Source organism: Allocatelliglobosispora scoriae, from assembly GCF_014204945.1.
GTDB classification, from domain to species: Bacteria; Actinomycetota; Actinomycetes; order Mycobacteriales; family Micromonosporaceae; genus Allocatelliglobosispora; species Allocatelliglobosispora scoriae.
In genome coordinates, this window is sequence record NZ_JACHMN010000002.1 from 1227057 (window position 1) to 1240982 (window position 13926).

Sequence of the window (13926 nt, forward strand, 5' to 3'; positions counted from 1 at the left end):
AGCTCCCCAGCACCAGCCTGGCCTGATCAACTATCACCATTGATCTATAGATGTATATATCCTGATGCTTCCCGCCACCCTAGCGGAGGAGCCTCATGACCCCGCCCCTGTTCAGCCCTCGCCGCACCCACCGGCACCGGTTCTGGTCAGCCGCCGCGGTATCCCTCGTCACCACCGCCGCATCGGCGGTGATCGTCCTCGCCGGCGGCGTGGCACCGGCACCCGCCTACGCCGCCGATGCGCCCGGCTCCTGCGTACGCGTCATCGACGGCGTGGAGTGGAACCTCGACCCCTGCATCCCCGAGGGCGCACCGCTGCCGCAGGACTTCGCCGACACCCTCGCCACCCTGCGCGCCTGCCAGTCGGCGACCCCCACCCCGACCGCCACCCCGACCGGCGGGCTGCGGACCGCGCGCCAGGCCGCCGTGCTGCCGACCAGCACCGCGGCTCCGTCGCCGCCGCCGGTCTCCCCGCCGCCCGTCTCGCAGCCGCCGACCTCGCCGCCCGTGTCTCCACCGCCCACCTCGCCCGGACCGCCCACCAGCCCGTCGGCACCGCCGCCGACCTCACCGGTGCCCACCACCACACCCGGCAGCCCGTCGACGTCGCCGAGCTCGCCGCCGGGGCAGCCCTACCCGTGCCCGGACCCGACCACGCCGGTGCCGTGGCCGACCCCGTCACCGACCGCATCCCCCGACCCCACCGGCTCGCCGAGCCAGAGCCCGGCGCCGAGCCCCAGCGCACCGCCGACGCCGCCGTGGCCGTCGCCGTCGCCGTCGCCGTCAGCCTCACCGTGGCCGTCCCCCTCGACCCCGCCGTGGCCCTCACCCTCGATTCCGCCGTCGCCGTCCACCTGGCCGTCGCCGTCCACCAGCCCCAGCGCGTCGCCGTCCACGAGTCCCAGCACCAGCCCGTCCGCGAGCGCGTCGCCGTCGCCGTCGGACGGGGTCTGCACGGCGGGCACCCCGACCGGGCACGCACCGCAGGCGGAGAAGGACGAGTCCGCCGACCTGATCGAGTGCCGAGATCCGGCGAAGATCCCCGACCCGAAGAAGCCGGTCACGCTGGTCGCGACCGGTGACTCGCTCACCTCGGCCCACCACCAGACCGGCTTCGGCATCGGTGTCTGCGACAACACCGCCGCCGACTTCCGCGCCCTGAAGGGCAACGACGCCACGTTCAGCTACGCCGGGCTCTACTTCGGGATGAACAAGCAGATCACCTCCTACTACAACTTCGCCCGGACCGGGTTCACCACCAGCGACATCCGGGGCGCCGCCGCCGCGACGACCGACGCCTGCACCAACGTCTGGGGCCGCAACGGTTCGCCGCTGGCGCAGGCGGAGAAGGTGATCGCGGCGGCGAAGAAGAAGGGCGACGCCGCCTATTACGTCACGACCGGCGGGGTCAACAACACCAACTGGACCACCGTCGTCGCCAAGCTCGCCGAGTGCGCCGGGCTCGACTTCGCGATGAACAACCTGCTGGCGGGCGCGGGCAACGTCGGCGCGAAGGTCAAGTTCTACTACGTGGTGCCGAAGGCGGCGCCGACCGATCCGCCGCTGGGGTTGAAGAAGAACATCATCGCCAAGGGCGGCGCGTGCTACGCCCGGGTCGACTTCGCCGGGCAGCTGTGGTGGACGCGGGTCGGCGTACCCGCCTATGACGGCCCAGGATCTGCGGCCGTGAGCCCGCTGGCGGCGGCGATCGGGCCCGATGTTACCGCGATCGTCAACGCGGTGCTGGCGAAGGGCGCGGACAAGGTCGTCTGGATGCCCTATTACGACATCAGCCCGGCCAACATCGATGTCGCCAACCTGGGGCTCGCGGCGGCGAAGGCGAAGCTGCCCGCGTGGGCGGCGGGATGGCTGCCCGCGACGGTGGCCGCGTTCGACATGTCGCTGATCGATCCGCTCTGGGTCGGCGATGTCCGCAAGCTCGTCAAGGACCTCAACGACGTCATCACCCTCGCCATGCCCGCCAACGCCAAGGCCGCCATGGCGAAGGCGGCCGTCCTGCTGCCCGGCGACATCCAGAACACCGGGATCGGCGGCTCGCCGCACCCCAACGCCAAGGGCCAGCAGAAGCTCGCCACCTGCCTGGACACGGCGTTCAAGGCACTCTAGCGCCACCCTGCGGGGCGTGACCGGCGAGCGGTCACGCCCCGCAGGCATGTTGACGATAAACCGGTTAAGTGATGTGATGACACGCGTCAATGGGAGCGCTTCCAACGCCCGGAGGAGTAACCACATGAAGACGCCCACCGTCCTCAAAACCGTCCTGTGGGGAGTGATCCCGCTGCTCGTCGCGGCCTTCACCCTCCTGCTCGCACCGACCGCCGCCACGGCCGCCTCGCTCACCGAGGTGACCTCGTTCGGCGCCAACCCCAGCCAGCTCAAGATGTACGTCTACCTCCCCGCCAACCGCCCCGCCCGCCCGGCGGTGGTGGTCGCGGTGCACTACTGCCACGGCGACGCGGTCGCGTTCTACAACGGCAGCGACTTCGCCCGCCTCGCCGACCAGTACGGCTTCATCGTCATCTACCCCTCGGTGACCCAGGCGAGCGACGGCTGCTTCGACGTCGCCTCCGCGGCGACCCTGCAGCACAACGGCGGCAGCGACTCCCTCGGCATCGCCTCGATGGTCCGCTACGCGCTGACCACCTACGACGCCGATCCGGCCCGGGTCTTCGCCACCGGTGTCTCCTCCGGCGCGATGATGACCAACGTCCTGCTCGGCGCCTATCCGGACCTGTTCAAGGCCGGGAGCGCGTTCGCCGGCGTACCCTTCGCGTGCTTCGCCGGACCCAACTCCTGGAACGGCGAGTGTGCCAGCGGCCTCATCTCCAAGACGCCGCAGCAGTGGGGCGACCTGGTCCGGGCCGCCTACCCCGGCTTCACCGGCACGCGGCCGAGGATGCAGCTCTGGCACGGCACCGCCGACACGGTCCTGCACTACAACAACTTCGGCGAAGAGATCAAGCAGTGGACCAACGTCTTCGGCCTGAGCCAGACGCCGACCTCGACGGACACGCCGCAGTCGGGCTGGACCCGCACCCGCTACGCCAGCGGCTCCACCGTCGCGCTGGAGGCCGTCAGCATGCAGGGCGTCAGCCACAACCTGCCGGTCCAGGCCGCGGCGGCGATCGCCTTCTTCGGCCTCAACACCGCGACCAGCCCGTCCCCGTCACCCTCCGCCAGCGCGTCCCGCAGCCCGTCGCCCTCCGCTTCCCCCTCCCCCGCCGGTACGCGCGCCTGCACCGCCACCTTCACCCCGGCGAGTGTCTGGGCGGGCGGTTTCGTCGGAGCGGTCAAGGTGACCGCGGGTTCGACGGCGATCTCGGCGTGGCGGGTGACCCTGACGCTGCCCAGCGGCGACACGGTCAGCAACTCCTGGAACGGCCAGTTCAGCGCGGTGTCCGGCGCGATCGCGGTGACGAACCTGCCCTACAACGGCGCGCTGGGCGCGGGCGCCACGACCGAGTTCGGCTTCCAGTCCAGCGGCACCCCCACCGGCACCACGGCAACCTGCACCGCCACCTGAGCACCGCCCCAGCCCAACATCGCCACACTCAAGCTCGCCGCAGCCCACGACCGCCCGCAGCCCACGATCGACACGCCATGATCGTCGCAACTCTTGAAGAGTTGGTGTTATCCGCCGCAACTCTTCAAGAGTTGCGGCGATCATGGCGCGGGTCCGCCCCACGGGCCACCTCCTGGAAGATCACGTCAGGTTCAGTGAATTAGACGTGATCTTCACTCAAGATCGCGTCTCCTTCAGGGAAAGCGACGTGATCACCGCACCGCACCGAGCCGCGCGCATGATGATCGCACCAAGTTTGGGGAAAACGGTGTGATCAATGCCCATGATCAGGCCATCTTCGGGGAAAACGGTGTGATCATCGCGGGTGTCACACCTTGCCGAAGAGCCAGTCGCCGGCGGCGGGCTGGGTGCCGGTGTAATACTGCCTCGCCGCGAGCACCAGTTCCTCGACCGTGAGGCTGCCGTCACCGTCGGCGTCGAGGTGTTCGAAGGCGGCCTTCGCATCCTTCGCCGGCGCGCCGAATGCCTTGAGCAGCGTCTTGAACTCGTCGAAGGCGACCGCACCGTCGTCGTCGGTGTCCGCAAGGCCCATGATCGCCTCGGCGGCGGGCTGGAAGCCCTGGTCGAATCCCGCCTCGGGCTCCACGAAGGCGGTGATCATCCCGGCCTGCCACTCCTTCGGCGTGATCGACCCGTCGCCGTCGTGATCGACGGCGGCGACGAGCGACGTCCAGAACTCCTCCAACCCGTCGACGAGGGCCTGCCCCTTGGGGCTCGCCGTCGACTCGCCGAAACCGTCCGCGAGGCGGGTCGCGAGGCGGGTGATGTCGTCGTGGTCGATGTGGCCGTTGCGGTTGACGTCGAGGTGACCGAAGGCGCGATCGAGCTTGAGCTCCAGCAGCATTGAGGCCATGACCTGGAGTTTATGACGATTCGCCCCGGCGGTCAGGCGGTCGGCCGACCCGGCGGGAGAGCCCGCGATCTGGCACGATATCGCCATGGGCCGGACTCAGTACTACACCGCCACCAGCATCGACGGTTTCATCGCGGACGAGCACAATTCGCTCGACTGGCTCTTCGGGGTCGGTGCCGGTGCCGACCCCGACGCCGGCGACTCGCAGAAGCGCTTCCAGGACTTCTTCGGCGGCGTCGGCGCGATGGCGATGGGTGCGACGACCTACGAGTGGGTGCTGGAGCACGACAACCTGCTCACCGAACCGGCGAAATGGCACGGCTACTACGGCGACACCCCGTGCTGGATCTTCACACATCGCGATCTGCCGCCGATTCCCGGCGTGGACCTGCGCTTCGTGCAGGGTGACGTGGCCGGGGTGCACGCGGAGATGGTCGCGGCGGCCGGTGACCGCAACCGCTGGATCGTCGGCGGCGGCGAGCTGGTGGGCCAGTTCGCCGATCACGGGCTGCTCGACGAGGTCCAGCTCGGCGTCGCGCCGGTCTTCCTCGGCGCCGGGGCACCGCTGCTGCCCCGTAAGCTGCTCAGCGCCGAGCTGACCCTCGCCAAGGTCGAGCACGACGCCTACTTCGTCCACCTGACCTATACGGTTAACAAGCCTTAGCGGATTCTTGCTCAAGATTCCCACGGCACACGACAGCGCCTATGCTGGCAAAGATCAGTTTGCCTGCCTCGAAGGGTCAGCGCCGTGGAACGTCCCACCTGGGCATCTGCCGATGTCGATCTCGACCGGCCCAGTGTCGCTCGTGTCTACGACTACTACCTGGGCGGATCCCACAACTTCGCGGTGGACCGGGAGTTCGCCGAGAAGGTCCTGCAGGCGATGCCCAACGTGCCCCGGCTGGCCCGGGAGAACCGCGCCTTCCTGCGCCGCGCGGTCCGTGATCTCTGCACCGACGGCATCGACCAGTTCGTCGACCTGGGCTCGGGCATCCCCACCGAGGGCAACGTGCACGAGGTGGCCCAGGAGATCAACCCGGAGGCCCGGGTCGTCTACGTCGACTGGGATCCGGTCGCCGCCGCGCACGGCCAGTCGATCCTCGCGGGCAACGACCGCACCGCGGTCGTCCGGGCCGATCTGCGCGAGCCAGAGTCGGTCTTCACCGACTCCCAGCTGACCAGACTCATCGATCCGTCCAAGCCCACGGTCGTGCTGCTCATCGCGGTGCTGCACTTCGTCCCCGACGACCAGCACCCGATCGAGCTGATCGGCCGGATCGCGAGCCTCCTCGCCCCGGGCAGCTACCTGGCGATCTCGCACGCGAGCCCCGAGGGGCAGCCGTCGGAGCTCGGCAAGGCCGCCGCGCTCTACACGCAGACGGCGAGCCCGGTGACGACGAGGTCGCAGACCGAGATCGCCGCGCTCTTCGGCGGCCTCGACATCATCGAGCCCGGCGTGGTGCAGACGCCCCTGTGGCGGCCGGACTTCCCCGACGAGGTGGACCCCGAAGCACAGACCTATCCCGGCTTCGCCGGGGTCGCCCGCATCGGTTAGGACCGAGGCGGCACCGATGGTTGTTTGCAACGCCCAGCAGGTGGCCCGGGTCTGGGCTGAGGCCATCGCCGAGACGAGCTACATCACGATCAGCAGGCGGAGCCTCGTCATCCGGCTGCTGCGGCGGGTCAACCAGATCCTCCATGCGCTCAGCGCCGGGACCCATGACGCCGACGCCCTGGGCCGGGAGATCGGCGCCGCCCTCGTCGAGTCGCACTTCACCGACACCGCCGCGCTCTCCGGCACGCTCACCGCGCTGGGTTCGCAGCTCACGCCGTACGCCATCGAGATCGGCCGCGCGGACCGGCTGCACCTGCTGCTGGGCACGATCGCGGCCGGGTACGCCCAGGCGCTGCGCGAGCGCACCCTCGACGAGCAGCAGCAGATCCACAGTGCGGTGCTCACGGCGCGGGCGGAGTCCGAGCGGGCCCGCTGGGAGAGCCAGGCCCGGTTCCAGGCGGTCTTCGCCGAGGCCGCGATCGGCATCGGCATCGGCGGCCTCGACGGGCAGATCATGGAGGTCAACCAGGCGCTCTGCGAGATGCTCGGCTATGACCGCGACCAGCTCAACCGGCTCTCCGCCGCCGACTTCGCCCATCCCTCCGACGATCCGGCGGTCTGGGACAACCTCGCCGGCCTGGTCAACGGCGACTTCGATCATTTCCGGATGCAGAAGGCCTATTACCGCAGCGACGGTGCGGAGATCTGGACCGATCTGGTGGTGTCGCTCATCCGCGACCAGGACGGCAGTCCCCGCTTCGCCGTCGGCATGGTCGAGGACATCACCGAACGGCACCGGCTCGTGACCCAGCTCCGCTACCAGGCGACCCACGATCCGCTGACGGATCTGCCCAACCGCACGGTCTTCTTCGACCGGCTCGCCACGGTGCTGAGCGATCCGGATCCGGCGACCCGGGTCGGGGTCTGCTACCTCGACATCGACGGCTTCAAGAACGTCAACGACACCCTCGGCCACGACGCGGGCGACGAGTTGCTGCGGCAGATCGCCGGCCGCCTCTCGGCCGGTGTCGCCGGCGCCGGGCACCTGGTGGCCCGGATGGGCGGCGACGAGTTCGTCGTGCTCGTCGAGGGCAGCTCGGGTGAGGCGGACGCGGCGGCCGTCGCCGAACTCGCCCTCGCGGCGGTACGCGAACCGGTGCACCTCGACGGCCACCGGCTGACCGTCTCCGCGAGCATCGGCGTCGTCGAGCGGCCGATCGGCGGCACCTCGGCGGCGGAGCTGATGAAGGCGGCCGACACCACGCTCTACTGGGCCAAGAACGACGGCCGGGACCGCTTCGCGCTCTTCGATTCCGACCGGCACGCGGTCGCGGTCAGCCGTTACCGCCTCTCGGCGGAGATGCCGCAGGCGCTCGACGACGAGCAGTTCTTCCTGGAGTACCAGCCGCTGATCCGCCTCGACGACCAGGCGCTCGCCGGGGTCGAGGCGCTGGTCCGCTGGCGCCACCCGGAGCTCGGCCTGCTCGGCCCGGACAAGTTCATCGAGCTCGCCGAGCACAGTGGACTCATCGTCCGGCTGGGCCGCTGGGTGCTCCAGGAGGCGTGCCGCCAGGCGCAGCAGTGGCGGCGGACCCATCCCGACTGGCACCCGCTGATCAGCGTCAACCTCTCCCCGCGCCAGGTGGCGGAGCCGTCCATCGTGGACGATGTCGTGGCGATCCTCGCCGAGACGCAGCTCCCGCCCGGCTCGCTGCAGCTCGAGTTGACCGAGAGCGCCCTGATGAGCGCCAAGGGCGAGCCGCTCTCGACGCTGCACCGCATCGCCGAGCTGGGGGTCCGGATCGCCCTCGACGACTTCGGCACGGGCTACTCCAACCTCGCCTACCTGAGCAACCTGCCGATCCACGCGTTGAAGCTGGCCGGGCCGTTCGTCGCCGCCCTGCACCGGCCGGCCGGTCCGGACGCGATCGACATCGACATCCTCACGATGCTGGTGCAGCTCGCCCATACGCTGAAGCTGACCGTCACCGCCGAGGAGGTCGAGACCTCCGATCAGGCCGAGCTGCTCGCGGGGCTGCACTGCGATCTGGCACAGGGCTGGCACTTCAGCGCGGCCTGCTCGGCGTCGGCCGTCACCGACCTGCTGCGCTCGGCCCACCCGCTGGTGCGCCGCCCGTCTCGCTGAGCGCTGCCGACTCCCGGGATCTGGCATAGCGTGGGGCACCGTACAGCCCGCAACGAAGGAGCCACCCATGTCCACGCCCGATCCCGCCATGTTCCTGCAGCTCCGGGGCCACCTGCTGAGCACGGACCCGGAGACCGTGGGGCTGGCCCGCAGCGAGCGTTTCCCCGAGGCGTGGGGTTTGATGATGGAGACGGCCTACCCGCAGGGCGCGGTCAGCCTGGTGGCGCTCGCCGACGGCACGACCAGCCTCTATTTCAGCAACGGCGGCGGCATCATCGGCGGCGGCGAGCACCAGCACATCGCCCGGGCCAGCATCACGGCCGTCGGCCTGCTGCAGACCTTCGCGGCCGACATGCCGGTCGAGGCCGAGGCGGCGCTGCCGGGTCCGGGCCACACGATCATCCGAGCCCTGGGGTACGCGGGACACCGCTCGATCGAAGCCGCCGAGGATGATCTGGGCTACGGACGGCATCAGCTGTCACCGGTCTTCCACGCCGTCCACCGGGTGATCGCGATGGTCAGCGAGACCACCAAGGACGAATAGAGCAGCGGCCAAGTCAAGAAAATTTGACTCCATGTAAGTTTTACTTTACATTCGGTCCATGCCATTCGAAGAGAAACGCGCGTGGATCATGGTGGTGGTCTCGATCGCCACCTACGCGGTCTACGTTGCCATCATTCTCGGGCGAGCGGGGGCGGACACTCCGCCGACCGAGGTGCCTTACGCCGCGACGCTGCTCTGGACCGTCGGCGCCTCGATCCTGGCAACGATCGTGCTGCACATCATCGCCGCGATCCTCGCCCCGCAGGACGCGGACAGGAAGGATCAGCGCGACCGCGAGATCCACCGCTTCGGCGAATACATCGGCCAGTGGTTTCTCGTCGCGGGCGGGGTCGGCGCGCTCGTCCTGGCGCTGCTGGAGTCCGACTACTTCTGGATCGCCAACACGATCTACCTCGGCTTCGTGCTCTCGTCCGTCCTGGGCTCCAGCGCCAAGATCTTCGCCTACCGCAGGGGTTTTCAGCCGTGGTGAAGCCGACCCGAGTCACCAACTCCATCCGCGCCCTGCGCTTCGCACACGGGGAGATGACCCAGGCGGAGCTCGCGGACCGCATCGGCGTGACCCGCCAGACCGTCATCGCCATCGAGCAAGGGCGATATTCCCCGTCGCTGGAGATGGCGTTTCAGATCGCCCGCGTGTTTCGCGTACCCCTCGACGACGTCTTCCAATACCCGGACGGCGACGCTTAAAATCGATTGTCGTTTATGCGTTAGATGCGAGAGAGCGGGAACCGGATGACCGAGCAGAACGTCTCAGCGGGCATGACCAGACTACGAGGCGGGCTGATCGCCGTCGCCTGTTCCCTGATCCTGCTCTCCGCCGGATGCGCGCAAGGCAAGGCGGCCGACGACGCCGGTGACGGCGGGCCATCCCTGCTGGCCGACGCGGTCGCGCTCCGGGTCTCCTACACCGGCGGGTTCGTCGGAGCCGACGCCCTCGTCAGCCGCCTGCCGATGCTGACGATCTACGGTGACGGCCGCGTCATCACCGAGGGACCGCAGATCGCGATCTACCCCGGCCCCGCCCTGCCCAACATCCAGGTGCAGCGGATCTCGACCGTCGACGTGGAGACCCTCATCAACCGGGCGCTCGCCGCGGGCGTCGGCACGACCCTCGACTACGGCCAGCCGCCGATCGCCGACGCGCCGTCGACCCGGTTCACGGTGCACACCTCGGCCGGGGTCAAGACCGCCGAGGCCAACGCGCTGGGCGAGGCGACCACCGGCGCCGGTCTGACCGAGGCGCAGGTGGCGGCACGCAAGAAGCTCCAGGACCTGCTCGCGGCCCTGACCGACCTGCCGAAGACGCTCGGCGCCGACAAGGTGTCGAAGAGCGACCCCTACCAGCCCGTCACCCTCGCCGTGATCACCCGTGAGTGGGTCGCCGACAACGGCGTGCCCGGCGAGCAGAAGCCGATCGCGTGGCCGGGTGCCGCCCTGCCCGGCGAGTCGATGGGCCTGAACCTGGGCTGCGTCACCGCCACCGGCAAGGAGCTCGGCCGCGCCCTGGACGCCGCGAAGGGCGCCAACACGGTGACCCCGTGGACCTCCGGCGGCAAGAGCTGGACGCTCACCTTCCGGCCGCTGCTCCCCGACGAGACCGGCTGCGCCGACCTCCGGCGTACCAGCTAGAAAGCCCCAAGATCGGCGCAACTCTTCAAGAGTTGCGCCGATCTTCGTTTCGTTTCGCTATGGTGCGACGGGCAGGCGGAGCAGGCTGCGGGCCAGGTCTACGGTGATCACCGCACCCGTCGCCGATGTCGTGGTCCAGGAGCCGTCGGCGCCGCCGATCACCAGCGCGAGCCGGTGACCGGCCGGGATGACCTGGTCGGTGTCGTGCAGCCGCCACGTGATCGTCTGCCACACGTTCGCGGGCACCGGCGTCGGCGCGCTGAGCGAGTCACGGTGCGCCGCGTCCAGCCAGCCCCGGGTCAGCCCCGACGTACCCGTGCTCACCGTGACCTTCTGCGTCTCCTTGTAGCAGGCGTCGTCGGCGGCGGTCGAGTCACCCCAGCAGGTCTGATTGGCGAGCGTGGCGATGCCGCTGCCCGAGCTCTCCCAGTTGACCCTGGTCAGCGTGCCATAATCGACGAGCCGTGCCGTCAGCGCGGTCGTCGGCTTGGTGACCTTCACCATCAGCGTGATCGTCGAGCCGCCCGCGATGTGCAGCGGCGCGGTGAGCGGGCCGGTCTGGAAGACCTTGCGGCCGTTGACGGCGTTGGCCGGGTTGGCGACCGCGCTCGCCTCGCTGAGCTTCACGTCCGTGATGTTGACCGTGCCCGCGACCGGCGCGGAGAGCGTCAGCTCCCCCGTCGTCCCGTTGCCGGGGCGCAGGTTGAAGACCGACTCGGTGGTCCCGGCGGGCGGCCAGACCGAGCTCTCGGCCCAGACGTCGGCACCACGCTCCACAGTGGCCTGCGGCTCGTTCATGATCCCGGTGTCGAGGCCGTAGAGCCACTGGTCGAACCAGCGGTGCAGGGTGTCGACCCAGACGCTGCGGCGGAAGTCGAAGGGGTCGACGTGCCCCTCCTGCGACAACCACAGCTTGCGGGGCACGTCGTGCGCAACGAGCTGCTGCCACCACAGGCCGAAGTTCGACGGCTTGACGTTCAGATCATTCATCCCGTGTACGGCGAGGACGCTCGCCTGCACACTCGCGGCACTCGCCACATAGTCCCGTTCGGCCCAGAACGGTGTGTAGGAGATGGCACTGCTCGCCCCGCCGGCGGCGAGCTTGTTGATCGTGGCGGTGCAGGTACCGGCGGGGCGGGCCGTGACGAGGCTGTGCAGGGACGACATCGAGCTCACCCCGGAGACCTCCGCGCCGTTGAGCCGCTCGTAGTCGTACCAGCTGGTGACGGCCGAGATGGGCACGATCGTGGCGAGCCCGGTGACACCGGTCGCCGCGACACCGGTGGCGATCGCACCGTCCCACGACTTGCCGATCATCCCGGCCCGGCCGGCGAACCAGGTCGCGAAGACCTGGGTGCCGTCGGCACGGAAGGCGCTGGCGGTGCCGTTGAGCCACTGCACGACCGCCTTGGCGCCGAGGACCTCGGCTACGCCGCCCGCGTCGGCACAGCCGGTGGAGCGGGCCGTTCCGGCGAGATCGACCGCGAGGAAGGCGTACCCCCGGGGCACGAAGTAGTTGTCGTAGTAGAGCGGGACCTTCGCGACCGGGCTGGCGGGGTCGTTGGGGTTGGCGTAGGTCTTCTTCTCGTTCTCGTTGCCCCGCCCGCAACACCTGTAGTACGGCGACGCGTCGATGATCGCGGGTACGCGCAGCGTCGGCTGGGTGGGATCGTTCGGCCGGACGATGTCGACGGCGATGCGGTCGAAGCCCCCGACGTTGTCGCTGTCGACCGGGCTCTGCACCCAGACGACCTCGCGGATCGCGGTGGCGTAGGAGTAGACGGGCACCGTCTCGGTGGCGAGCAGGTGCGGCGGGCGGGCGGCATCGGTCACGGCACCGGCGTCGGCGGGGGCGGCGATGGCCGACCCGCCCAGCGCCATGGCTACCACGGTGAGGCAGCGGATTACGCGCTTCATGGGGGTTCTCCCAGCTAGGTCGATAAAGTCCATCGACACATCGGCATTGATTGCGCATCATATGCCCGCTCGGACCCGTCGGATCCACGACGATCTGTATCCGGTCCCCGACGTATCAGCCGGGGGTGCTCGCGCTTCCTATCCCTGTCACGGCATTCGCCGACCACGACGCCCAGGGAGGGGACGCACCATGAGGTTCTGGCTCAGCACGGTTCGCGACGGCGGCCAAAAGCTGTTCAACGCGACGAGGTACCAGGTCCCGACGACGAACGTCGGCATCAACCTCCACTCGCTCTACCGCCTCGCGAACCACGACTTCACGCTGCTGACCGACAAGGAGTTCCTCGAGACGCGGTGCACATCGCCGATCTGGGCGCTGGAGACGGCCGGCAGCGAGGTGGTCGAGATCGAGTCGGTCGACCTCGTCAAGGATCTGCGCCAGCGCGTCAAGGAGCTCAAGGCGGCCAAGACGTCGGTCCGGACCAGGGCCTCATGGACCAAGAAGAAGCACCAGTACGAGACGGCGGTCTTCCTCGGCCTGCTCGACGAGGAGATGCTCTCCCACTTCACCGACCCCGACGACTTCACCCACGCCATCGAGCTGGGCAGCTGCTTCGCCGGCCGGGCCAGCGGCAAGATCAGCGACGAGTACGCCGACGCGCCGCTGCTCCACTACACGGGCCTCGACCTGCAGGATGTCATGCTGCACCCCTCGCTCATGGGTGTGCCCTTCGACGATGTGGACACCTATCGGTCGAAGCTCGTGCTGAAGGAGAAGAACCCGGGCCGGCTCGCCCTCGGCACCTCGATCATCTCCCGGTCCCTCTTCCGCTCCGGCATCCAGGACGGCGTCTTCTTCCAGCAGTACCTCGCCAGCACCGTCGGCCCCGAGCACAACCTCGACGGCTACGCCCTGCACACGCTCTACGTCGACCTCGCCACCGGCGAGCTCTTCTTCTTCGCCGAGGGCATCGGCAAGCACGTCATCGGCATGGTCGACGGCATCAACAACCCGCTGGCGCCCTTCGTCTTCTCCGTCATGGGCCGCACCTACTACGCCTACCTCAAGCTCAACTCCGAGCGCCGCAAGGGCAAGCAGGTGCCGATCGACATCGTCCGGGGCGGTCCGGACCAGCGCCGCGTGCTCGAGGACTACATCCGCGAGAGCTTCCCCACCATCGCGCAGCACCGGCAGCTCACCAGCACCCTGGACTCGCTCGGCCGTCCGCTGCAGGCCATCAAGCACCTGCTCGGCACCAACGTCTGGCAGTCGCCGCCGGAGGAGCCCGCCAGCAGCGGCACCACCGGTCCGAAGCTGCTCACCGACGAGGCCACCGACATCAGCGGCAAGGTCGCGGTCAAGGGCAAGAAGACCGGCGGCGGCAGCGGCGGCTCCGGCCGCGGCTCGGGCGGCAGCTTCGGCGCCTGGCCGTTCCTGCTCCCGGTCCTGCTGCTCGCCTACTGGTACGCCGGTAGCGACACCGAGAACGAGGAGCTGGACGAGAACGGCGACTTCAACCAGATCTTCACCACCCTCGACGCCGACCTCAAGCCGATGCCCCGCACCACACTGACCATCACCGAGGAGGAGTAATTCCTCCCGGGCTGCGCCGGTCGCCCCCCGTCGGCCGGCGCAGCCCTCATGTGTGGGAGCGCAT

12 protein-coding genes are annotated in these 13926 nt (G+C 69.3%); 10 read left to right on the top strand and 2 right to left on the bottom strand.

Annotated features, from left to right (window positions below; translation table 11 throughout):
* Nucleotides 1-95 precede the first annotated feature (95 nt).
* Both F4553_RS11190 and F4553_RS11195 read left to right on the top strand, forming a co-directional pair.
* Nucleotides 96-2126, top strand: a complete 2031-nt coding sequence (locus tag F4553_RS11190) for a hypothetical protein (protein ID WP_184835168.1) — start codon at nt 96-98, stop codon at nt 2124-2126.
* 124 nt (nt 2127-2250) lie between these two features.
* The gene (locus F4553_RS11195; protein ID WP_184835170.1) at nt 2251-3543 is read left to right on the top strand and encodes an extracellular catalytic domain type 1 short-chain-length polyhydroxyalkanoate depolymerase; all 1293 of its coding nucleotides are present in this window, start codon (nt 2251-2253) and stop codon (nt 3541-3543) included.
* 367 nt (nt 3544-3910) lie between these two features.
* Here F4553_RS11195 and F4553_RS11200 read toward each other — a convergent pair whose 3' ends face one another.
* Entirely contained in the window at nt 3911-4456 is a 546-nt protein-coding gene (locus F4553_RS11200; protein ID WP_184835172.1) for an EF-hand domain-containing protein, read from the bottom strand.
* Between the two features lie 85 nt (nt 4457-4541).
* Here F4553_RS11200 and F4553_RS11205 point away from each other — a divergent pair, with 85 nt between their 5' ends.
* The 7 genes from F4553_RS11205 (at nt 4542) to F4553_RS11235 (ending at nt 10351) form a co-directional block, all read left to right on the top strand.
* On the top strand, nt 4542-5120 hold the full coding sequence (locus F4553_RS11205) for a dihydrofolate reductase family protein (protein ID WP_184835174.1): 579 nt from the start codon (nt 4542-4544) through the stop codon (nt 5118-5120).
* An 84-nt stretch (nt 5121-5204) separates the two neighbouring features.
* Nucleotides 5205-6011 (top strand): SAM-dependent methyltransferase, encoded by an 807-nt coding sequence (locus F4553_RS11210; RefSeq protein ID WP_184835176.1) that lies wholly within the window; start codon nt 5205-5207, stop codon nt 6009-6011.
* A gap of 16 nt (nt 6012-6027) precedes the next feature.
* Nucleotides 6028-8157, top strand: a complete 2130-nt coding sequence (locus F4553_RS11215; protein ID WP_184835178.1) for a putative bifunctional diguanylate cyclase/phosphodiesterase — start codon at nt 6028-6030, stop codon at nt 8155-8157.
* A 67-nt stretch (nt 8158-8224) separates the two neighbouring features.
* On the top strand, nt 8225-8701 hold the full coding sequence (locus F4553_RS11220) for a hypothetical protein (protein WP_184835180.1): 477 nt from the start codon (nt 8225-8227) through the stop codon (nt 8699-8701).
* A gap of 58 nt (nt 8702-8759) precedes the next feature.
* On the top strand, nt 8760-9191 hold the full coding sequence (locus F4553_RS11225; protein WP_184835182.1) for a hypothetical protein: 432 nt from the start codon (nt 8760-8762) through the stop codon (nt 9189-9191).
* The gene (locus F4553_RS11230) at nt 9185-9409 is read left to right on the top strand and encodes a helix-turn-helix transcriptional regulator (protein WP_184835184.1); all 225 of its coding nucleotides are present in this window, start codon (nt 9185-9187) and stop codon (nt 9407-9409) included. The genes F4553_RS11225 and F4553_RS11230 overlap by 7 nt, the downstream gene beginning before the upstream one ends.
* A 72-nt stretch (nt 9410-9481) precedes the next feature.
* Entirely contained in the window at nt 9482-10351 is an 870-nt protein-coding gene (locus F4553_RS11235) for a hypothetical protein (protein WP_184835186.1), read from the top strand.
* Nucleotides 10352-10408: 57 nt separating this feature from the next.
* Here the strand turns inward: F4553_RS11235 and F4553_RS11240 are convergent, their stop codons facing one another.
* A complete protein-coding gene (locus F4553_RS11240; protein ID WP_184835188.1) occupies nt 10409-12268 on the bottom strand; it encodes a CocE/NonD family hydrolase in 1860 nt (619 codons plus the stop codon).
* A 190-nt stretch (nt 12269-12458) separates the two neighbouring features.
* Here F4553_RS11240 and F4553_RS11245 point away from each other — a divergent pair, with 190 nt between their 5' ends.
* Nucleotides 12459-13862, top strand: a complete 1404-nt coding sequence (locus tag F4553_RS11245) for a hypothetical protein (RefSeq protein WP_184835190.1) — start codon at nt 12459-12461, stop codon at nt 13860-13862.
* Nucleotides 13863-13926 lie beyond the last annotated feature (64 nt).